The organism is Bradyrhizobium sp. Kon56 (assembly GCF_055807635.1).
The window spans coordinates 101,537-122,464 of the sequence record NZ_JBVVOU010000009.1 but is presented as its reverse complement, the minus strand read 5'-3'; the positions used below and the strand labels follow the sequence as shown (position 1 = coordinate 122,464).

Sequence of the window (20,928 nt, the reverse complement as noted above, 5' to 3'; positions counted from 1 at the left end):
CGACCGGTTGCTTTCGGTGGGTATGCGATATGGCGATCACACTTTCCGGCTCAGACACAATTCCGGCCCCTCCCCTGTCGGCGCGCCTGACCACGCAGCAGGTCTGGGGCATCTTGCTGCTTGTGCCCTATCTACTCGTCTTCCTGGCCTTCGTCGTCTATCCCGTCGGCTACGGCCTGTGGCTGGCGCGCAGTCCGGCGAACTATGTCGCGCTGTACAACGACCCGATCTTCGCGCGCGCCGCGGTCAACACGCTGATCTTCCTGGTCATCGGCATCAACGTGAAGATGCTGATCGCGCTGTTCCTGTCCGGCTTCTTCGCCCAGCAGCGCCCCTGGATCAAATGGCTGTCGGTGATCTTCATCCTGCCTTGGGCGGTGCCGTCGATCCCGACCATCCTGTCGGTCCGCTTCATGCTCAATCCCGAATGGGGCATGGTCAACCATTTCATCTTCTCCCTCACCGGCGATGACGGGCCGAACTGGCTGAACGATCCGACGGTCGCGCTGACCATGGCGATCGCCGTGCATATCTGGAAGTCGCTGCCGTTCTGGACGCTGATCCTGCTGACCGGGCGGCTCGCGATCCCGCAGGATCTGTACGAGGCGTCCGAGGTCGACGGCGCCAGTCCGTGGCAGAAATTCCGCTTCATCACCTGGCCGTCGATGCAGATGCTCTACGTCACCTGCACGCTGCTCTCGATGATCTGGACGCTCGGCGACTTCAACAGCGTCTATCTGCTCACTGGCGGCGGGCCGGCCGACCTCACGCACGTGCTGTCGACACTCGGCATTCGCTATCTCCGGCTCGACCAGCTCTCGCTTGCGATGGCCTCTATCGTCTGCGCGATACCGCTCGTGCTGCCGCTGATATACTTCATGATGAAACGGTTGTCGCGATGAAGCTTCCCACCCTCCGCGAAGTTGGCACCGAAGCCAAGCTCCTGCTGATCGGCATCCCGGTCTTCATCTGGACCATGATTCCGATCTACCACATGTTCCTGTTCGCGATCTCGCCCAAGGAGGACGCGTTCTCGGGCAAGCTGTGGCCGGATCATCCGACGCTGCACAACTTTCACATCGTGTTCTACCAGGAGCACTATTTCCTGCGAGACTTCTGGATCCAGTTCTGGAACTCGACGGTGATCGCGCTGGCCGCAGGCGCGCTGACCTTGTTCGTCGCGACCGCCGCCGCATTCTCGATCTCGCGGCTTAAGGCGCCGGGCGGCCGCTGGGTGATGAATCTCGCGCTGTTCACCTACTTCATCCCGGCGGCGTTCCTCGCCGTGCCGATGTACCGCACCATGGGCAACTACGGCCTGCTCAACAATCACTGGTCGCTGATCCTGGCGATGGTGACGATCGCTTCGCCTTACGCGATCTGGGTGCTGAAGCAGGCGTCCGACAAGCTGCCGGTCGAGCTCGACGAGGCCGCCGTGATGGACGGCGCGACCACGCTGCAGCTGTTCCGCCTGGTCTATGTGCCGCTGATGATGCCCTCGCTGGTCGCGATCGGCACCTATGCCGTGCTGCTGGCCTGGAACGAATATCTCTACGCGTTCCTGCTCTTGTCCAAGGACACCGATATCACGCTGCCGGTCGCGCTCGGCAACTTCCTCGCCGCCGACGACTCGCCGTGGGAGCTGTTGATGACCACCGGCTTCATCTACGCGCTGCCGCCGGCCGCGGTCTATTACGCCTTCAAGCGCTACATGGTGGGCGGGCTCACGGCCGGTGCGGTGAAGTCCTGAGATCCACGGCGCGCTTTCTTTGGTAGGCAACCAGCAGCGCGATCATCGAGCCGATGAAATAGCCCGCGGTCGCGCCCGAAATCGCGCGGCCGACGACGAGTGCGAGTGCACGGTCGCTCGCATCGACCGCCGAGATCACGCCGACCGCATACTGCAGAGAGAATATGACGAGGTTGCGGATCAGCGCAAAGGCGCCACCCGCGCGGATGATCTCGCCTGTCTTGTGATCGACGTCGAACGGACGCGACGTTAATACGCCGATCGGCAACAACACCAATGCGGCCCCGCCCCAGGCAACCAGCGGCCACGCGCTATCCTGATGTCCGAAGCCAATCCGCGAAATGCCCCAGACGATGAATACGATCGGAACGATCAGCGCACGCCAGATCGGCGTCTTGCGCGGCTGCATCGCCTTGATGCCCTGCCAGACCAGATAGGCGAGCAAGGTCCAGACCCAGAGCGGCGTATGCACCAGGACCTGATAGGCAAACGTCATCATCGCCTCCCGTTATAGCGGCGCCGCGCTCTCGCCCTGCGAGCTCGACAGTTTCGAGGCGAGCGAGGCGATGACGATGACAACAGCAATCAAGGCGATCACCAGCGTGCAGATCGCGTTGATCTCGGGCTTCACTCCGAGCCGCACTTCCGAATAGATCCGGATCGGCAGCGTCGCCGAGCCGGGGCCGGTGGTGAAGCTCGCGATCACGAGATCGTCCAGCGACAGCGTGAAGGCGAGCATCCAGCCCGCGACGATCGCAGGCGCGATCAGCGGCAGCGTTACGGCCACGAACGCGCGCAGGGGGTCGTAGCCGAGATCCATCGCGGCCTCTTCCAAGGAGCGGTCGAGCGAGCCGAGGCGGGACTGCACGACGACGGCGACGAAGCACATCGTCAGCGTGGTATGGGCGATCGTCACCGTCCAGAAGCCGCGCTCCGCGTTTAGCGCCACGAACAGCAGCAGCAGCGACAGTCCGGTGATCACCTCCGGCATCACCAGCGGCGCATAGAGCATGCCGGAGAACAGGGTGCGGCCGCGAAACCGCTCGCCGCGCGACAGCGCCACGGCGGCGAGCGTGCCGATCAGGGTCGCAATGGTTGCCGACGAAACCGCGACGCGCAGGCTCATCCAGGCCGCCTCGATCATGGCGCGGTCATTGAAGAACTCGTGATACCAGCGCAGCGACCAGCCACCCCACACCGTCACCAGCCGCGAGGCATTGAAGGAATAGATCACGAGGATCAGGATCGGCAGATAGAGGAAGGCCAGACCCAGCGAAAGCGAGGCGACGTTGAAGCGGGACAGACGGGAGACCTTGCGCATCGCCTCACCGCCCCTGTTCCAGCTGCCGCTTCTGCAGCCGTTCGTACAGCAGCAGCGGGACCAGCAGCACCACCAACAACACGATGGCCGCGGCGGAGGCGACCGGCCAGTCCTTGTTAGTGAAGAATTCGAGCCACAAGGTCTGGCCGATCATCAGCGCATTGGAGCCGGCCAGGAGATCCGGAATGACGAACTCGCCGACGATGGGGATGAAGCACAGCAGCACGCCGGCGCCGACGCCGGGCAGCGACAGCGGGAAGGTGACGAGCCAGAACACCTGCCAGCGCGGCGCGCCGAGATCGGAGGCGGCCTCCTCCAGCACCGGCTCCATTTTGGCCAGCGTGGCGTAGAGCGGCAGGATCATGAACGGCAGGTAGGAATAGACGATGCCGATATACATCGCGCTGTCGGTGGAGAGCCACACCACGGGCTGACTAACCAGATGCAGCGCCAGCAGTATCTGGTTGAGCAGGCCGTCGTGCTGGAGGATGTTGATCCAGGCATAGATCCGGATCAGGAACGAGGTCCAGAACGGCACGATCACCAGCACCATCGCCACGGCCTGCCAGCGCGCCGGCAGCCGCGCCATGCCGTAGGCGATGGGATAGCCGATCAGGAGCAACAGCGCGGTCGCGGTGACGGCGACGGTGAGGCTACGCACATAGGCGAACACGTAGATATCGTCGGAGACGAGCAGCCTGAAATTGTCGATCGACAGCGCGGCAAAGGCGGCCTTCAGCGCCCCCCATCCCGCCATCAGGTCGAACACCGGCTCGTAAGGCGGCTGCGCGATCGCCGTCTGCGACAGGCTGATCTTCAGCACGAAGCCGAACGGCACCAGGAAGAACAGCACCATCCAGACATAGGGCGCGATCGCGGCAAAGTGAGCCGGTCGCGCAAAAATGCGGCGCCCGCTCATGACGGCAGCACCACGCAGTCGTCGGGCGTGAACCAGGCGACGACAGGCTGGCCCACGCTGTAGGCGTCGACGTCAAGGCGCGCGCTGTTGGCGACCGACGCCTGCACCATCCCTCCGGCCTCGAGCTTCACCTTGTAAGTGGTGGTGCCGCCGAGATAGCAGATGTCGGCGATCACGCCGTCCAGCTGGTTGATCGCCGTTTCATGACCGGCCTCCCTCGCCGGACCACGGCGCGACAGCCTGACCTTTTCGGGGCGGATCGCAACCGATAATCTGACCTCGCCGAACGGCTCGCGCGGCTCCGCCACCACCAACGGTCCCGCATCGCGCGTGCCTATGACCAGACGATGACCGTCGCGCAATTTGGACTCGGCGTCGAACAGGTTGATGTCGCCGACAAACTCCGCGATCCAGCGCGAGCGTGGCGCCTCGTAGAGTTCGCGGGGACTCGCGACCTGCGCGAGCTTGCCGTCTCTCATCACGCCGATCCGGCTCGCCATCGTCATCGCCTCTTCCTGGTCGTGGGTGACGATGATGAAGGTCATGCCGAGCCGGCGCTGAAGCTCCATCAGTTCGCCTTGGGTGCTTTCGCGCAGCTTCTTGTCCAGCGCTGCGAGCGGCTCATCGAGCAGAAGGAGCTGCGGGCGTCGCGCCAGTGCACGCGCCAACGCCACGCGCTGGCGCTGTCCCCCGGAGAGCTGGTCGGGCTTGCGCTTCTCGAGTCCGTCGAGCTTCACCAGCGCAACCATCTCCGCCACACGCGTGGCGATGTCAGCGCGCGCCATACCGGCGCGCTTCAGGCCGAAGGCGATGTTGTCGCGCACCGACAGGTGCGGAAACAGCGCGTAGTTCTGGAACATCATGTTGATCGGCCGCTCATGCGGCAGCGCCTGCGCGATGTCCTTGCCGCCGAGCAGAATGCGCCCTTGATCCGGCGCTTCGAAACCGGCGAGCATGCGCAGAAGCGTGGTCTTGCCGCAGCCGCTGGGCCCGAGCAGCGCAAAGAACTCGCCGGCCTTGATGTCGAGCGAGACGCCATCGACGGCCCGGAACGTCCCGAACGTCTTGGCAACGCCCTCGATGCGCAGCAACGGCTCGCCGGCAGCGAACTGCGTCTCTCCGACCGCAGCCGCAGCCGCGTCTGTTCTGGGCAACTCGTCAGTCATGGTTCCTGCCAACCCCAATCAAGCCGCACGCTAGCGGCCGATCGTCCCTCACTCAACCGGTTAGAGGCCGTTCGTTCACGCATTCGCCATGAACGCAGCCAGCGCATCGCATTCCCCCGCTGACATCGTCAGGCCGAGCTTGGAGCGGCGCCACAGGATGTCCTCGGGAAAACGCGCCCATTCGTGGGTCATGAGATAGCGCACCTCGGCCCCGGTCAGTTCGGGACCGAAGGCGGGGCCGAGATCGTCCCGGGTCTTCGCCTCGGCAAGCACAGCCGATAGCCGCGAGCCATAGGCCGCGACGAGGCGTTGGGCCTGCGCCTCCGAGAGAAAGCGCCAGCGGTCACGCGCAAGATCGACCTCGGTGTCGAAACGATCCCAGGCAAAATCTCCGCCCGGCAGCGCCGCGCCTGCGGTCCAGGGCGGCGACATCGGATAGAACGGCGTCAACTTCGTCACCGCGCGCTCCGCCCGCAGGCGCGAGGTGGTGACGTCACCGCCAAACATCGTGATCAGCGGCGCCTTGCGCTGTCGCGCGTCGAACAGCGTCGTGCCATCACGCCCGCGCGCGGACGCCAGCGTCAGGTTGACGCCGGAGACCGCGCGCACCACGTCGGTCGGGGCAACGCGCTCGCGGAAATAGCGACTGGCCGCTTCGCAGAGATAGCTGACGTCGGCCCCCCGCATCGCGACGATCGCAGGATCGCCGGTGAAATCGTGCGTGACTGTTCCGATCAGGGTGAAATCGCGCGCGAGGGGACTCGCGAAGATCAGCCGGCCATCGCTGTTCTGGAAGACGTAGACGTTATCGGAATCGAACAACCGCGGGACGATGATCTGGCTCATCTGCATCGCCGCCATGGCGGGTTGCGGCTGCCGCAGCACGGTCTCGGCGACTATCGACGTCCAGCCGCCGGTGGCGTTGGCCAGCGCCCGGGCCGTGATCGTGCGACGATGGCCGCGGTCGACCACCGCGAGCCGCCATGTGTCGGTTCGATCGGCGCGCACACAGCGCGCTCCAGTCCGAATCACGGCGCCACGCTCGGCCGCATCCAGTGCCGTGAGCACCACCAGTCGGGAATCGTCGACAACGCAATCCGAATATTCGAAGGCCGTGCCGAATGGTCGTTTCAGCGCGTTGCCGACCGAATGATGCGTGATGTCGAGGGTCGCCGTTGCAGGCAGGCCGCTCCGGCTGGTGAGGCTGTCGTAGAGGAGCAGGCCGACGCGCAGCAGCCATGGTGGGCGCTCGTCGGAATGCGCCGGGATCACGAAGCGCATCGGCCGAACCAGATGCGGCGCGATCCGGAGCCAGATACGGCGCTCGGCGAGTGCCCGGCGCACCCGTCGGAAGCCGCGCCGTTCCAGGACCGAGAGATCGCCATGGATCAGCCGCGGCGTTGCCGAGGACGCCGCACCGCCCAGATCGCCCTGCTCCAACAGGATGACCCGCAGGCCGCGGCCGGCGGCATCGCGGGCGAGGCTGACGCCGTTCAGGCCGCCGCCGATGATCGCAAAATCGTAATCCGCCATGAAGCCGTCGAATGGGAGCGAAACGCTCGCCATCTCTAGAGCCATTTCCCTTCCGATGAAATCGGAACGGGGCTCTAGATTCTGGTTTGGCGCGTTTTCTTGACGCGAACCCGCATCCGCTGCGCTCGAAAAACGCTCTAGCCGGTCTTGAGCGCAAGCTCCATGACTTCGGCACGACCGACGAGGCCGGCATATTTCCCGATCGGCAGTGGCTTGCCGAGCAGATAGCCCTGCACGCCGTCACAGCCTTCCGCGGCGAGGAAGGCGAGTTGTTCCAGCGTCTCGACGCCCTCGGCGACGATCGACATTTCCAGGCCATGGCCGAGATCGATCACCGCGCGCACGATCGCCGCCGATTGCGGGTTGCGGCCGAGATTGATGATGAAGGCGCGGTCGATCTTGATCTTGTCGAACGGGAACGCCTGGAGATAGCTCAGCGAGGAATAACCGCTGCCGAAATCGTCCATGGAGATGCGCACGCCGAGCGCCTTGAGCCGGCGCAGGAGCGCCAGACCGCGATCGAAGTCCTCGATCAGCACGCCCTCGGTGATCTCGAGCTCGAGCCGACCGGGTGCGAGACCCGTCTCGAGCAGGATGGAATGCACGAGCCCGACCACGTCGCCGTGCATGAACTGCGCCGGCGACAGGTTGACCGCGATCTGAAGCGGCTTCGGCCAGGACGCGGCCTCGCGGCAGGCTTCGCGCAGGATCCACTCGCCCATCTCGACGATCAGGCCGCTTTCCTCCGCGATCGGGATGAATTCGGCCGGGGAGACTTGGCCGCGCACCGGATGCTGCCAGCGCGCCAGCGCCTCGAAGCCGATGATCTCGCTCTCGGCGACGCTGTGGCCCGCTGCTCCCTGCGGCTGGAAGGCGAGCGAGAGCTCGCCGTTCTTGATCGCCATCGAGAGATCCTGGTGCAGCACGCGGCGATCGCGGATCTGCTGGTCCATCTCCGGCTGGAACAGGCTGATCGTGCCGCGCGACTTCTGCTTGGCGCGGAACAGCGCCGCGCCGGCATTGGCGAGCAACGAGGCGGCGTCGGCGCCGTTGTGCGGGAAGATCGACATGCCGGTGGTGACGCCGGCGCGGACCGGGCGGCCGTCGATCTGGAATTCCTTAGCGACGGCATCACCGATCTGCTGCGCCAGCGCGAGACCTGCATCCGGCTGCTTACCGTCGATGATCAGGCCGAACTCGTCGCCGGACAGGCGCGCCACCACGCCGCCGCGCGCGGAGTCCTGGAGCCGCTGGGCCACCTCGACCAGGAGCTTGTCGCCGTGCGCATGACCGAAGACGTCGTTGACCTCCTTGAGACCGTCGAGATCGACGCACAGAACCGCGAACTCCTCGCCGGTGCCCTCGCAGGCCTCGATCATCTGGGTCAACGCCTGCAGGAAAGCGGCACGGTTCGGCAAATCGGTGAGGCCGTCGTGATAGGCCATGTGCGCCATGCGCGACTCGGTCTGCCGGCGATCGGTGACGTCCTCGTGGGTCTTGATCAGATATTGCGGCTCCCCGGTGTCGCCCAGCACGGTGGCGCGGCGGGTGAGGAACAGCCGCAGCCCGTCCTTGGTGGAGATCGGGTGCTCTTCGGTGATCATCCCACGCTTCTTGATCGCGGCTTCGTCGCGCGCGATGATCAGCTTGGCTTCCTTGGGATTGAAGATGTCGGACGCGGTCAGGCCTGTGGCTTCCTCGCGCCTGCGGTTGAGGATCGTCTCGGCGCTGCGGTTGGCGAGCAGGTAGCGGCCGTCCTTGACCTGCTCGACGATCAGGGCCACCGGGATGTTGTCGACCACGAGCTCGAGGAACTTCTTCGTGCTCTCCAGCTCCTTCGACAGCGAGCGGCGATCGGTGATGTCCTCGAATACGAGCATCAGGAATTCGGGCTTGTTGCTCTCGTTGCGGACAACGATCCGGATCGAGGCAACCATGCGTCGCTCACCGGCGCGGTCGACCTCGAATTCGTTGCGAAACTGGCCGTCCGGCGAATCGAGTGCCGTGCGGTCGGTCGCCTCGATGCTGTCCGCCGAGATCGGCGCAAACAGCTCGCGCGCGTTCTTGCCGACGACATGGTCGCGCGAGAAGCCCCAGAAGCGCTCATAGGCGCTGTTGGCGAAGATGTAGCGACCATCCTCGATGTTCTTTGCGGCCACGCAGGCCGGCACGTTGTCCAGCACCGTTTCCAGGAACTGCTTGGTGGAGGCGAGCTGCCGCGACAGCCTGCGCTGCTCGCTGACGTCCAGATGCGTCGTCACCGAGCCGCCGTTGGGCAGCACGAAATATTTCACGAGGATGGCCCGCCCGTCCGGCAGTTCGGTGATCAAGCCGTTGGTGCTTGCCGCCTTCTCGTAGAACTCCTCGTTGGAGGCGGCGCCGAGCACCCCGCGCTTGCGTCGCAGCTCAAGGAGTTCGTAGCCGTTCATGTTGGCCCAGAGATCCGACCGCGCCAGGCCGTAAATCTCGATATAGCGGTCGTTGCAGAAGATGACGCGCCGCTGCGCATCCGTCATCACCACGCCCTGGTTGAGATTGTTCATGGCGGAGGAGACGAAGGCATTGCGCCGCAGCTGCAGACGTCTGGTCCGGCGCAGCGAGGAATGGATCCACAGCGCGATCGCGATGAGGAACGAGCAGATCACGACGCCCGCGATCAGGGCTTCCCAGATCACGTTGGGATTGAGCTCGCCGAGATAGCTCGGCGGGGCGAAGCTGTCGGAAAGGGCAAAGGCGCGTGCAGGCGCGACCGCTGCGGCCAGGCACACGACGGCCTGCACCGCAATCGGAAGCGCGCTGCCCGCGTGCCAGTTCTTCTCAGCCATCAGCCACCCGCGATTTCAACGTCGGATTGTCTGGCCTCGCGAGTTTGGATCGGGTAAACGCCTGTACGCGCAACGGAACAATGTGGCATCAAATACGGCAATTGCCCTGACATGATAAATGCTTCCTTAACGGAAAAAGCCCCCGCGCCGCCCTCCCCAGGCGTGGGGCCATCGTCGCTTCGAGCGGACGTCCTGCACGACCATGGATAGGGTGGACTGCGTCGTCATCGGAGCCGGCGTGATCGGGCTCGCGGTGGCTCGAAAGCTGGCGCAAGCCGGGCGCGAGGTGATCGTGCTCGAGCAAGCCGAGGCCATCGGCACCATCACCTCCTCGCGCAACAGCGAGGTGATCCATGCCGGCATCTACTACCGCGCCGGAAGCTGGATGGCGCGCATGTGCGTCGACGGCAAGCACGCGCTCTATCGTTACTGTTCCGAGCGCGGCATCCCGCACAGGAATTGCGGCAAGCTGATCGTCGCGACCAATCCGAAAGAGACCGAGAAGCTGCAATCGATCAAGGCGCATGCCGAGGCCAACGGCGTGCTCGACATGCAGTTGCTCACGGGTGATGCGGCACGTGCGCTGGAGCCGGCGCTCGCCTGTGACGCCGCGCTGCTGTCGCCGTCGACCGGCATCATCGACAGCCACGCCTACATGCTCTCGCTGCGCGGCGAAGCCGAGGACGCGGGCGCGGCCTTCGCGTTTCACACCCCGCTGATCCGTGCCAAGGCGACCGCCGGCGTCATCGAGATCGAGGCGGGCGGCGAAGCGCCGATGACGCTGCAATGCAGCCTCCTCGTCAACGCCGCCGGGCTCTCGGCGACCACCGTGGCGCGCAACATCGAGGGCATGCCGCTGGAACGGATCCCGACGGCCTACCTCGCCAAGGGAAACTACTTCAGCTGCAATGCTAGGGCGCCGTTCTCGCGCCTGATCTATCCGGTGCCCGAGCCCGGTGGCCTAGGGGTGCATCTGACGCTGGACATGGCCGGGCAGGCCCGTTTCGGCCCTGACGTCGAGTGGATCGAGACGATCGACTATGAGGTCGACCCGTCACGCGCCGAGCGCTTCTACCCGGCGATCCGCAAATACTGGCCGACGTTGCCTGACGGTGCTCTCATGCCGAGCTATTCGGGCATCCGCCCGAAGATCGTGCCGCCGGCGGTGGCCACGCAGGATTTCTTGATGCAGGGCCCGCGCGATCACGGCGTCGAAGGCCTGATCAATCTGTTCGGCATCGAGTCGCCCGGATTGACGTCATCGCTCGCGATCGCGGATCACGTCGCCGAGCTCGCAAACATCTAGTGGTTTAAGGCGAATTGGATTCCGGTTGCGCGTAAAGAACTGCGTCCAGACAAGACGCTGGAGCCGCGCAAATCCTTGCACGCTGCGCGCCTTGCAGCAGGGATGAGCGCAAAGGCTCCCATCCCTGCCTGAAAGGGTGCGATCAACTCTACGCTGTTACGGGGTTACTAGTGGAGCGTGTCGCCGTGCCTGAGACGCTCGATCTGGTCCTTGACCATCAACTTCCGGCGCTTCAACTCAACAATTTGCAGGTCGTCTGTTGAAAGGTGCACGAGAGCTTCGTGCAATTCGTTTTCGAGAGTTTTGTGCTTCCGTTCCAATTCAACCAGATGTGCCTGAATTGTCATTCGAAACCTCCTCGGTAGGGGTGAACCTTGGATTCGACCGGACGAGGAAGTGTACATCACCGATTTGTTCTGTCGATGGATATCAGTCGTCGCGCTGTCATTTTTAGAAATTCATATGTAACGAAGCGTGAGTAAGGGAACCACGCGGGAAAAATCCGTGATATCAATGCGCTTGCGCAACGCCGGAGCGACCGCAGAAATATCTCGCGGGAGATCGGCGCGCGACAGCCCGAGATCGCTTGCGATCACGGCGCGCAAGGACGATAGTTTCCACAGGGCATCCACAGCCTTAATCTCACGCCTATCGGTTTTTCGGCCACCGCAGACATGACCAATGAAGATGCGCGCGAACTCGAATCCGAGCTCGCCCGGTTGCACCAGGAACACCGAGATCTCGATGTGGCGATCGATGCACTGCATCAATCGCCCGCCCCCGACCTGTTGCGGTTACAGCGGTTGAAGAAACGCAAGCTGTTGTTGCGTGACCGTATCGCGTTCATCGAAGACCAGATCACGCCCGACATCATCGCCTGATCCACGGGTAGAACTTTACGGCGGCCCCGCCGCACGTAAATCCGCTTGACTCGAAAGGAACAAAATAAGAACATTTGAGCACCCAACACCCCCGGGGAAACCGTCTAAGGAAAATGCAGATGTCGGCAACCGCCCTTCTCGACAACAGCCATTATGAACAAGCCTGCGATCAGGCGATCGCGATGTGCGACGGCAATCTGCGCAGCACCATCAAGGCGCTGATCATGGCCAATGAATATCTGGAGGCCGAGCTGGAAGAATTGCAGGCGGCGGTTTCCGCAGGCTGCATTCCGGAGACCTCGCGCAGCAAGATGCGGAGCAAGAGCAGCGCCGCCTGACTGTCAGCTATCGGAGCCGACCATGTCCGATGTCACCTATTACGTTGCATTACCTTTCCTGACCGACGAGGACGGATCGCCGGTCGCGGGTGCGGCCGAGGAATGCCAGAGCGCGGCGGCCGCGCTACGGCGCGCCGAGATTATGTCGCACGGCGCCGGCCACACCGGCGCGGTCGCGTTCAGCCGCAGCGGCGATCCCATGACCGGCGAATTCGGGGACGCAAAACTGCTCCGCAGCTTCGGCGACGTACCGAAAGACCTCGGCACGCTTTAACTAGCTGCTGACGAGCCTGATGTGCGGCTCGTGCCGCCGGTGCGCCTTGCGCACATACATCGCGGCATCGGCCTCCTCCAGGGCGCGCGTGGCGTCGGATTGCACTCCGAGCAGGGCGACGCCGGCGGAAGCGCCCGCGCTCACGTGCTGGCCGCGAAAGACAAAGGACAATTCGTCGATGGCCTGCTCGAAAGCCGCGGCCTTCGCCTTGGCGTCGGTCTCGCTGAGATTCCAGAGCAGCAGCGCGAACTCGTCGCCGCCGAGCCGGCCGACCACGTCCGAAGCGCGGATCTGCCGCGTCAGCGTGGTGGCAATCGCCTTCAGGACCTCGTCGCCGGCCGCATGGCCGAAGGAATCGTTGATCGGCTTCAACCGATCGACGTCGAGCACGATCAGCGCCCCGCTGGCGCGGTAGCGCTTCATGTAGGCGACGGCGCGGGCGAGCTCGCGTTCGAAGCCGCGCCGGTTCGGAATTTCGAGCAGGAAATCGGTGTCGGCAGCCGCCTCGAGCTCCGCGACCCGCCGCAGCGCCCCCCTGAGCTTGCTCCGGAGCTCGCGGATGGTCGCGTTGATGGCCGGCTCGATGGCCGCTTTGGCCCCGTCATCGGCAGACGCTGCCCGCTGCGACGGCCTGGTCGGACGCCGCGCCGGACCCTTGATCCGACGCTTGGCCGGACGCTTGAGAGCAACTTTGGAGCGGCCGGCACTGGCCTTCGGGCCCTTTTTGGCCTTCGCAGCGCTTGCCCTTTTTGGTTTCTTCATGGGCATCCTGCTCAATGAAGGCTTGCGGGGATTCACCAAGACAGGATAGTTCATTCCCTTCTCCTTGCCACCGCCTTGCGAGCCACCGGCCGGAACCTTTAGTCTGGCCTATCTTTCTGTTTTTCGAGAACAATTCACGTCATGACCGCGCCGATCGCCATCATCATGGGAAGCCAGTCGGACTGGGACACGATGCGGCATGCCGCCGACACGCTCGCAGGGCTCGGCGTTGCCGCCGACACCCGCATCGTTTCGGCCCACCGCACCCCCGACCGGCTGTTTACGTTCGCCAAAGGCGCCAAGACGGCTGGTTACAAGGTCATCATCGCCGGCGCGGGTGGCGCAGCCCACCTGCCCGGCATGGCGGCGGCTCTGACGGAATTGCCCGTGTTCGGCGTCCCCATCGAATCCAGGACGCTCAAGGGCATCGATTCGCTCTATTCGATCGTCCAGATGCCCGCAGGCATCCCGGTCGGCACCCTCGCCATCGGCAAGGCGGGCGCCATCAATGCGGCGTTGCTGGCGGCGGCCGTGCTGGCCTTGTCCGACCCGGCCTTGTCCGATCGCCTCGCCGCCTGGCGCAAGGCGCAGACCGAGGCCGTGGCCGAGCGCCCGGAGGACAAGGCGTGACTGACGCAAAGCAGGTGAAGCTGAAGCCCGGCGACACCATTGGCATCCTCGGCGGCGGACAATTGGGGCGGATGCTGGCCATGGCGGCGGCCCGGCTTGGCCTGCGCTGCCAGGTGTTCTCGCCCGATCCGGACTCACCGGCCTTCGACGTCGTCCTGAATGCGACCTGCGCCGAATATGCCGATGTCGAAGCACTCGAGCTGTTCGCCAACGACGTCGACGTCATCACCTACGAATTTGAGAACGTGCCGTCCGCGGCCGCGATGGTGCTGGATGCGCGCCGCCCGGTGCTGCCCAACCGCAAGATCCTCGAGACCACCCAGGACCGGCTCGCCGAGAAGGATTTCGTGACGCGGCTGGGCATCGGCACCGCAGCCTACGCCGACGTCACCTCGGTCCCGTCATTGCGCGAGGCGATCGCCAGGAGCGGCCTTCCGGCGGTGCTGAAGACCCGTCGCTTCGGCTATGACGGCAAGGGCCAGGCCATCATCCGCGAGGGCGACGACGTCGCGAAAGTGTGGACCAGTCTCGCCACCAAATCGGCCATCCTGGAAGCCTTCGTGCCGTACGAGCGTGAGATTTCCGTGATCGCCGCCCGCTCGGCCACGGGCCAGGTCGAGTGTTTCGACGTCACCGAAAACGAGCACCGCGACCACATCCTGAAGATCTCCCGTGCGCCCGCCCGGATCCCGGACGTGCTCGCCGAGGAAGCGCGCAGTATCGCCGGCAAGATCGCGGGCGCGCTCGATTATGTCGGCGTGCTTGCCGTCGAGATGTTCGTGCTCGCCAACGGCACCGGACCCAAGGTGCTGGTCAACGAGATCGCTCCGCGCGTGCACAATTCCGGACATTGGACGCTCGACGGTGCGTCCGTCTCGCAGTTCGAGCAGCACATCCGCGCCATTGCCGGCTGGCCCCTCGGCAAGCCCGTGCGCCACGGCGAAGTCGTCACCATGACCAATCTGATCGGCGACGAGATCAACGAATATGACAAGTGGCTGAGCGTCGCGGGCGCAACGGTGCACATCTACGGCAAGGGCGCGCCGCGTCCGGGCCGCAAGATGGGACATGTCACCGAAGTGCGACCCACGACCGGCAAATAACGGGACCGCGGCGCATGCCGCGATCCCGCTTTGCAGTTATGCCGTCTTCGCGCCCGCGACGACGCCAGTGGGCTCTTCGCTGAGCCAACGATAGATCACCCCGCCCAGCGCGCCGCCGATCAGTGGCGCAACCCAGAACAACCAGAGCTGCGACAGCGCCCAGCCGCCGACGAACAGCGCGGGCCCCGTGCTACGCGCCGGGTTCACGGAGGTGTTGGTGACGGGGATGCTGACGAGATGGATCATCACCAGCGCGAGCCCGATCGCCAGCGGCGCAAAGCCGGCGGGCGCGCGGCCGTGAGTCGCGCCCATGATGATGAACAGGAACATCATGGTCATGACCACCTCGGTGAGGAAGCACACGATCATGCTGTACTGGCCGGGAGAATGGGCATCGTACCCGTTGGACGCGAACCCCTTGCTGACGTCGAAGCCGGGAGCTCCGCTTGCGATGACGTAGAGCAGCCACGCGGCCACGATCGCGCCGGCGACCTGCGCAATCACATAAGGCAGGATCTGTCCGGCCGGAAAACGTCCGCCGGCGGCAAGACCGACAGTGACGGCCGGATTGAGATGACAGCCTGAGATGTGGCCGATCGCATAGGCCATGGTGACCACGCTCAGTCCGAACGCGAGGGAGACACCGACCAGACCGATGCCAACCTGCGGAAAGCCGGCTGCGATCACCGCACTTCCGCAACCTGCGAATGTGAGCCAAAAGGTACCGATAGCTTCGGCCGCGTATTTCTTCATATCCATGTGTCGTCCCCTGCTTTCAAAGATTCCGGAACAAAGCTCCGGAAACGGCCCCACCCTTGGCGTCAAATCTCCCAAATCAGGGCCGCACAGAGGTATTTTGCCTCATTTAATGGCTGAACTTGGCCCGAAAACCCGCTTGGCCGGTGGACATCCCAAGTTTTGTCTGATACATCCGCGCCCTCAAGGTTAAGGGCTTGTGCGTTTCGCCATCCCCTTTGACTTACCAGAATTCAAATCCGATCCACTGAAGAGGATGCCGCGTGCAGGTTCTCGTTCGCGATAACAATGTCGATCAAGCCCTCAAGGCGCTGAAGAAGAAGATGCAGCGCGAGGGTATTTTCCGCGAGATGAAGCTCCGCGGTCACTACGAAAAGCCCTCCGAGAAGAAGGCCCGTGAAAAGGCCGAAGCCGTGCGTCGCGCACGCAAGCTGGCCCGCAAGAAGCTGCAGCGCGAAGGCCTGCTGCCGATGAAGCCGAAGCCGGTGTTCGGTGCTGGCCCCGGCGGTGATCGTGGCGGTCGCGGCGGCCCGGGTGCAGGCGCAGGTGCAAGTGCTGGTCCGCGCGGACCGCGCTGATTTACCCGACTTGAGAGATTTCAGTTTTCGATGACGCGGGCCCCTGGCCCGCGTTATTGTTTTGTGAGCGGTGCCTTGCTGGGATGGGGCACTACCGATGCGGCACTAGCGCGAGCGAACCGTAGATGGCCTCCCCTCTCCCCAAGCGCGGCTTGGCGCGGCTACGGCAGATCTTGCAGCAGCCGTTTGCGCTGGCCTTGATGGGGATTTCGCTATGCGGCTGCTCCTTCGACCTGGGGTCGCTGACGCCGGAGAAGGAGAAGCCGCAGGAGGCACCCAAGGCGGCCACGACCGCTGAGAACGTGGTCAGCGCCGGCAATGTCAGCGAAGCCCAAGCCCATACGGCAAAGGCCCAGGCTCTGGCAAAGTCCGGCGAGACGGCGGCCGCGCTCGATGAATTCAATCACGCGGTCGGACTCGATCCGTACAACGCGCAGGCGCTCTATGGCCGCGCCCTGATCTACCAGGGCAAGAACCAGCACGACTTCGCCATCGCCGATTTCAGTGCCGCGAGCGGCCTTAACCCGCAGAAGGTCGAGCCGCTGCTCGGCCGCGCCACCAGTTATCTCGCCGTCGGCAAGGTCAAGGAGGCCGCGGCCGATCTGGATGAGGCTTCCGAGGCCGATCCCCACAATGCCCAAGTCTGGACCATACGCGGGCAAGCCTATGAACGGCTGGGCGACAGGACCAAGGCGGCGGCGTCCTACACCAAGGCGGTCTCGCTTCGCCCACGCGACGACGCCGCCCGCAGCGGCCTCGCCCGCGTCGGCGGCTGACGAGTCTGGCGCAGCGCGGGCGCCGTCTTAATCCGGGGTGACGCTCTTCGGCAGAACGGAGTGGAACATGGACTTAACGCCCGACAGCATGTCGTCGGCGACATTGGTCTTCGGCCGCGGCATCGACGCGCCGGCATCGGCGCGCAGATCGAGCGGGGGCGCAATCATCGGGACCGGAATATCAGCCGGCGGCGTCAGCCGATTCGGGTTCTCGTTGCCGACCGACGCCGTGTAGGGCGGGCTCGGCTGCGACGAGCCGCCATTGCCATAGGCCTCGGCTGCGGGTGTCGAGACCGTGATCGGCGGCGGCAACGGACGCACCGATGACGTATCCACGGGAATGATACGCGGGGCCTCCGGAGTGCGGGCGGCTTCACGCACCGCAGGCTCCTGAGTCTTCTCGGGCGCCTTGGTCTCGGAAGACTTATTGTCGGAAGCCTTTGTGTCGGCAGCCTTTGTGTCGGAAGCTTTGGCCTCAGCCGCTTTGCTCTCAGGCGACTTGCGCAGGCGCTCGATCGCGGCGCGCACGAGATCGTTGGCGTCGGGGGTTGCGGCCGGCGCGGCAGCAGCGGGCGCCGAATTGGCCTCCACCACCGGGGCGGCGGGAGCGGCTGCACTGACGGCCGGCGTGGACTTGGCGACTGCCTTCTCGCGACCGGACGGCTTGCCGCGCGGGGCGGCCTCGGCCGGTGCCACGTCCGCCGTCGAGGTCTTCGACTCCGCGCCCGGATGATCGGCAGCCTTCTCGGCCGCCGGCTTGTCCGTCACGTTCTTCTCGGAGATGCCCTTGGCCTTGACGCCGGGCGCGGGGAGGTTGGCCACATCGGCGGGCTTGCCGTTCTTGCCGGCCTCGGCGGGCGCCGTCACGGCCGCGGGCGCATCCGCCGCCGGCTTGGCGTTGATGTAATGATTAACGATATACGCCCCGATGATCGTTGCGAGCACCGAGGGGAAGATGTCCATCGAGATTTTAGCGATGTATTTCAGCATTCCGGCCACTCCCCGCGCGATCTGATGCGGGAACTTTGAGGCATAGTGAGGGATCAACTGCGACGGATCAATGGCAAAGGGGTACGCCGGACTTACGACTTCAGCTCAACCTCAAGGAACACGATCTCGGTTGCGGTTTCGTTAAGCACGTCGTGCTGGACGCCGGCCTTGCGAAAATAGGATTTCCCGGCCGCAAGCTGTGCTTTGGACCGCTCGCCATCGGGCGCCACGATGGTCATTTCCCCTCCGACCATGGGAACAATGACGTAGTCCATGCCATGGGTGTGATGCCCGGTGGCGCTGTTTGGCGCGAGCCGCCACTCGGTCACCCGAACCTGCTCATTGTCGACCTGAACCTCGGACTCGGCGGCAAGCATCGGAACTCTCCTGGGGCATATCCGGAAAACCGGTTCAGGGCACGAAAACCACGAACACGTAGACGGCAAATACCACCTTATGGACCAGCCCGAACAGGACATTGGTCCTGCCCGTACCGAAGGTCAGCATGCTCAGGAAGAAGGTCAGGAGCAAAGGCAGGCGGCGCGCCGATCCTGGCCGCGACGGCATCGACCACCAGCGAGAATTTCTTGGACAGCAACACGACCGCCAGCAGCGCAATCAGCAGCAGCACGACGCTGAGCACCAAGGCCCGGCCCGACAGATGCGCCTCGCACGGCCAGCGCCGGAAAGATCCAGGCCGATCGAGGCGTCGGATTGTGCGCGCTCATCCATCGGCTCCAATTGTCTCAGCCGAGCAGTAGCAATCGCGCGGCAGATTCAATGCCAGCGCAGGATCGGAGCGAACGGCAGCAGCGTCAGCAGCACGAACAGCGGGATCAGCACCGCGCTGGCGCGCAGGAAATAACCGAAGAAGCTCGGCATCTCGATGCCGTTCTCGCTGGCGATGCTGCTCACCATGAAATTCGGCGCATTGCCGATATAGGTAAGCGCGCCCATGTAGACTGCGCCCATGGAGATGGAGGCGAGCGTGCCCGAGAGTTCGTGCATCAGCATCTGCGGGTCGCCGCCGGCGAGCTCGAAGAACAACAGATAGGTCGGCGCATTGTCGAGGAACGCCGACATCAGACCGGTGAACCAGAAATAGGCAACCTCGCGCGGCGTGCCGTCCGGAGCGGTCACGGCCGACAACAGCCAGGCGAACGCGCCGTGATGGCCGGCATCGAGCATGGCGATGACCGGGATGATCGCGATGAAAATGCCGGCGAACAGCTTTGCGACTTCGCGGATCGGCTCCCAGGTGAAGCCGTTGGCCTGCCGGTGCTCGTCCGGCGTCAACCACACCGACAGGCCCGCTATGGCCAGCAGCGCCGCGTTGCGGGCGATATCTTCCAGCTCCAGCCTGGTTCCGAGAATGTCGAAAGCGATGCCGGGCTTCCACATCGCCGAGGCCAGCAGGCTCGCGACGATGGCTGCAATCAGCACCAGGTTGACGAGGCCGCGGATGCGGACCGGCTTCGCGGCGCCGGCGGCGCCGAGCAAGGGTTCGCTGCGGAAGCGCCAGACGTCGATGACGACGAAGATCGCGAGCAGCAGTCCGGCAACGATCGCCGTCTGCAGCCAGATGGTCCGCGTGGTCCAGAAGAAGTCGACACCATGCAGGAAGCCGACGAACAGCGGGGGATCGCCGAGCGGGCTCAGCGCGCCACCGACATTGGCGACCAGGATGATGAAGAAGATGACGACATGGGCGTTGTAGCGCCGCGGTCGGTTGGCGCGGATCAGAGGGCGGATCAGGATCATGGCCGCCCCCGTGGTGCCGACGACACTCGCCATCACCGTACCGAGCGCGAGGATGCCGGCATTTGATGCCGGCGTCGCCTTGATGTCGCCCGTCACGAGAATGCCGCCAGCCACGACATAGAGCGAGAACAGCAGCACGATGAAGCCGAGATATTCGGCGAGCATGGCGTGAACGAGCGCCGCCAACGTCGCCATGCTCCCGGCCAGGATGACGAGCGAGGCGAGTGCCAGCAGCGACCAGGCCGCGGCGATCTTGCCGTAATGATGGTGCCAGACTTTTGCAAACAGCAGCGGCCCGAGAGCGATCGACAGCAGGAGGCCGGCAAAGGGCAGCGCATACGGCCAGCGCATCGCCGCGCCGTCGAGCCCGGTCGCCGCCCATGCGTGCTGTGGCAACAACACGACGAGGATCGCGGCGATGAACCCGCTCGCGCGCCGAACGACAAGCCGTCTAGAAAGCAATGAAGTGCCTCGCCGTTTCAATCGCACCGAACGCATCGAGATTGTCGTGTCCACCGCCCGCAAAGCGAACGAACTCCTTCGGTTCGTGCGCAAGCGCGAACAGACGCTCTCCGAACACGATGGAAATGGCAAGGTCATCGGTGCCATGCATCACCAATAGCGGCACAGTGACGCGCGGGATGCGCTCGTCGGAATGAAATGGATCTCGCATCAGCAGGCGGACCGGAACGTACCAGAACGATGAAGCTGCAATATCGGCCGTCGATGTATAGGGCGCTTCCAGGATGAGTTTTCCAACACGATGCTCCGAGGCGATCGCGACCGCCACGCCGGTCCCGAGCGAAAAGCCCCACGCGACGATTCGCTCCGCCGCGTAGCGCGCGGTGGTGAAGGCGTAGGCGGCCGCGGCATCGCGCAGCAGGCCCGCCTCGCTCGGCGCCCCGCTCGAGCCGGCATAGCCGCGATAGGACAGCGCGACCAGGCCGGTGCCGTCCGCCGTCATGGCCTTGAGGCGGCTGACGCGACCAGCGAGATAATCGCCATTGCCCGGAAAATACAGGATCACGGGGCGGCCTGGCTTCGCCGGCACGTGCCAGACGATGACATTCTCGCCATCGGAGGTAGTCAGGACGTGCTCTTCGGCCTCGGGGAAGCCTGCGGCGTCCGGCGTGGTGCGACCGACGGGCGGGATCGGAAACAGCATCTCGCGCTGCCTGACATACAGCACGAGGAGACCGGCGCAATAGACGGTCACGAGCAGGATGGCGATCCATTTGACGATGGTCATGATGACGCGA

24 protein-coding genes and 1 pseudogene are annotated in these 20,928 nt (G+C 64.4%); 10 read left to right on the top strand and 15 right to left on the bottom strand.

Going from position 1 to position 20,928, the window contains the following annotated elements; all coding sequences use genetic code 11:
• Positions 1–29: 29 nt before the first annotated feature.
• A complete protein-coding gene (locus AC0L3B_RS16910; protein ID WP_018453834.1) occupies positions 30–902 on the top strand; it encodes a carbohydrate ABC transporter permease in 873 nt (290 codons plus the stop codon).
• A complete protein-coding gene (locus AC0L3B_RS16905; protein WP_018453833.1) occupies positions 899–1,750 on the top strand; it encodes a carbohydrate ABC transporter permease in 852 nt (283 codons plus the stop codon). The genes AC0L3B_RS16910 and AC0L3B_RS16905 overlap by 4 nt, the downstream gene beginning before the upstream one ends.
• Here the strand turns inward: AC0L3B_RS16905 and AC0L3B_RS16900 are convergent.
• The 6 genes from AC0L3B_RS16900 to AC0L3B_RS16875 all read right to left on the bottom strand — a co-directional run bounded on the left by AC0L3B_RS16900 (position 1,725) and on the right by AC0L3B_RS16875 (position 9,514).
• Positions 1,725–2,246 (bottom strand): DUF6622 family protein, encoded by a 522-nt coding sequence (locus tag AC0L3B_RS16900; protein WP_018453832.1) that lies wholly within the window; start codon positions 2,244–2,246, stop codon positions 1,725–1,727. The two genes, AC0L3B_RS16905 and AC0L3B_RS16900, sit on opposite strands and share 26 nt — an antisense overlap.
• Positions 2,247–2,258: 12 nt before the next feature.
• Positions 2,259–3,071, bottom strand: a complete 813-nt coding sequence (locus AC0L3B_RS16895) for an ABC transporter permease (RefSeq protein ID WP_018453831.1) — start codon at positions 3,069–3,071, stop codon at positions 2,259–2,261.
• A gap of 4 nt (positions 3,072–3,075) precedes the next feature.
• Complete coding sequence (locus tag AC0L3B_RS16890; RefSeq protein WP_018453830.1) at positions 3,076–3,990, bottom strand: ABC transporter permease; 915 nt, start codon at positions 3,988–3,990, stop codon at positions 3,076–3,078.
• Positions 3,987–5,156, bottom strand: a complete 1,170-nt coding sequence (locus AC0L3B_RS16885; RefSeq protein ID WP_473380752.1) for an ABC transporter ATP-binding protein — start codon at positions 5,154–5,156, stop codon at positions 3,987–3,989. The genes AC0L3B_RS16890 and AC0L3B_RS16885 overlap by 4 nt, the downstream gene beginning before the upstream one ends.
• A gap of 75 nt (positions 5,157–5,231) precedes the next feature.
• Complete coding sequence (locus AC0L3B_RS16880) at positions 5,232–6,689, bottom strand: glycerol-3-phosphate dehydrogenase (RefSeq protein ID WP_473380813.1); 1,458 nt, start codon at positions 6,687–6,689, stop codon at positions 5,232–5,234.
• Positions 6,690–6,826: 137 nt separating this feature from the next.
• Positions 6,827–9,514: a sensor domain-containing protein gene (locus AC0L3B_RS16875; protein WP_231190372.1), complete on the bottom strand. Its 2,688-nt coding sequence runs from the start codon at positions 9,512–9,514 to the stop codon at positions 6,827–6,829.
• 202 nt (positions 9,515–9,716) lie between these two features.
• On the opposite strand from AC0L3B_RS16875, the gene AC0L3B_RS16870 reads away from it, so the two are divergent.
• Positions 9,717–10,820 (top strand): NAD(P)/FAD-dependent oxidoreductase, encoded by a 1,104-nt coding sequence (locus AC0L3B_RS16870; protein WP_018453826.1) that lies wholly within the window; start codon positions 9,717–9,719, stop codon positions 10,818–10,820.
• Positions 10,821–10,987: 167 nt separating this feature from the next.
• On the opposite strand, the gene AC0L3B_RS16865 is transcribed toward AC0L3B_RS16870, so the two are convergent.
• Both AC0L3B_RS16865 and AC0L3B_RS16860 read right to left on the bottom strand, forming a co-directional pair.
• Positions 10,988–11,167, bottom strand: coding sequence for a YdcH family protein (locus tag AC0L3B_RS16865; RefSeq protein WP_007596254.1), 180 nt, complete (start codon positions 11,165–11,167; stop codon positions 10,988–10,990).
• A 111-nt stretch (positions 11,168–11,278) separates the two neighbouring features.
• Positions 11,279–11,425, bottom strand: a complete 147-nt coding sequence (locus AC0L3B_RS16860; protein ID WP_240543946.1) for a hypothetical protein — start codon at positions 11,423–11,425, stop codon at positions 11,279–11,281.
• 69 nt (positions 11,426–11,494) lie between these two features.
• On the opposite strand from AC0L3B_RS16860, the gene AC0L3B_RS16855 reads away from it, so the two are divergent.
• From AC0L3B_RS16855 to AC0L3B_RS16845, 3 genes are all read left to right on the top strand, one after another.
• Positions 11,495–11,701, top strand: coding sequence for a YdcH family protein (locus tag AC0L3B_RS16855; RefSeq protein WP_007596255.1), 207 nt, complete (start codon positions 11,495–11,497; stop codon positions 11,699–11,701).
• A gap of 119 nt (positions 11,702–11,820) precedes the next feature.
• Positions 11,821–12,039, top strand: coding sequence for a hypothetical protein (locus AC0L3B_RS16850; protein WP_007614210.1), 219 nt, complete (start codon positions 11,821–11,823; stop codon positions 12,037–12,039).
• A 22-nt stretch (positions 12,040–12,061) separates the two neighbouring features.
• Positions 12,062–12,313 (top strand): hypothetical protein, encoded by a 252-nt coding sequence (locus AC0L3B_RS16845; RefSeq protein WP_007614211.1) that lies wholly within the window; start codon positions 12,062–12,064, stop codon positions 12,311–12,313.
• Here the strand turns inward: AC0L3B_RS16845 and AC0L3B_RS16840 are convergent, their stop codons facing one another.
• Entirely contained in the window at positions 12,314–13,075 is a 762-nt protein-coding gene (locus AC0L3B_RS16840) for a GGDEF domain-containing protein (protein WP_085384897.1), read from the bottom strand. It abuts the gene before it with no gap.
• Positions 13,076–13,216: 141 nt separating this feature from the next.
• Between AC0L3B_RS16840 and purE the strand changes: the two genes are divergently transcribed.
• The gene (gene purE, locus AC0L3B_RS16835) at positions 13,217–13,705 is read left to right on the top strand and encodes a 5-(carboxyamino)imidazole ribonucleotide mutase (protein ID WP_007614214.1); all 489 of its coding nucleotides are present in this window, start codon (positions 13,217–13,219) and stop codon (positions 13,703–13,705) included.
• Positions 13,702–14,808, top strand: coding sequence for a 5-(carboxyamino)imidazole ribonucleotide synthase (locus AC0L3B_RS16830; protein ID WP_473380751.1), 1,107 nt, complete (start codon positions 13,702–13,704; stop codon positions 14,806–14,808). Before purE ends, AC0L3B_RS16830 begins: the two co-directional genes overlap by 4 nt.
• Positions 14,809–14,844: 36 nt before the next feature.
• Here AC0L3B_RS16830 and aqpZ read toward each other — a convergent pair whose 3' ends face one another.
• The gene (gene aqpZ, locus AC0L3B_RS16825) at positions 14,845–15,567 is read right to left on the bottom strand and encodes an aquaporin Z (protein WP_018453820.1); all 723 of its coding nucleotides are present in this window, start codon (positions 15,565–15,567) and stop codon (positions 14,845–14,847) included.
• Positions 15,568–15,827: 260 nt separating this feature from the next.
• Here aqpZ and rpsU point away from each other — a divergent pair, with 260 nt between their 5' ends.
• Both rpsU and AC0L3B_RS16815 read left to right on the top strand, forming a co-directional pair.
• Positions 15,828–16,142 (top strand): 30S ribosomal protein S21, encoded by a 315-nt coding sequence (rpsU, locus tag AC0L3B_RS16820; RefSeq protein ID WP_007614218.1) that lies wholly within the window; start codon positions 15,828–15,830, stop codon positions 16,140–16,142.
• Positions 16,143–16,267: 125 nt separating this feature from the next.
• Entirely contained in the window at positions 16,268–16,918 is a 651-nt protein-coding gene (locus AC0L3B_RS16815) for a tetratricopeptide repeat protein (RefSeq protein WP_026232602.1), read from the top strand.
• A gap of 27 nt (positions 16,919–16,945) precedes the next feature.
• Here AC0L3B_RS16815 and AC0L3B_RS16810 read toward each other — a convergent pair whose 3' ends face one another.
• From AC0L3B_RS16810 to AC0L3B_RS16790, 5 genes and pseudogenes are all read right to left on the bottom strand, one after another.
• Complete coding sequence (locus AC0L3B_RS16810; RefSeq protein ID WP_018453818.1) at positions 16,946–17,908, bottom strand: hypothetical protein; 963 nt, start codon at positions 17,906–17,908, stop codon at positions 16,946–16,948.
• Positions 17,909–18,000: 92 nt separating this feature from the next.
• Positions 18,001–18,285 (bottom strand): cupin domain-containing protein, encoded by a 285-nt coding sequence (locus AC0L3B_RS16805; RefSeq protein WP_085359446.1) that lies wholly within the window; start codon positions 18,283–18,285, stop codon positions 18,001–18,003.
• A gap of 34 nt (positions 18,286–18,319) precedes the next feature.
• Positions 18,320–18,575, bottom strand: a pseudogene (locus AC0L3B_RS16800) (ionic transporter y4hA); the annotation flags it as partial.
• A 110-nt stretch (positions 18,576–18,685) separates the two neighbouring features.
• Positions 18,686–20,167, bottom strand: coding sequence for a sodium:proton antiporter (locus AC0L3B_RS16795; protein WP_204512213.1), 1,482 nt, complete (start codon positions 20,165–20,167; stop codon positions 18,686–18,688).
• Complete coding sequence (locus AC0L3B_RS16790; RefSeq protein ID WP_018453814.1) at positions 20,121–20,918, bottom strand: alpha/beta hydrolase; 798 nt, start codon at positions 20,916–20,918, stop codon at positions 20,121–20,123. Before AC0L3B_RS16790 ends, AC0L3B_RS16795 begins: the two co-directional genes overlap by 47 nt.
• Between the last annotated feature and the right edge of the window lie 10 nt (positions 20,919–20,928).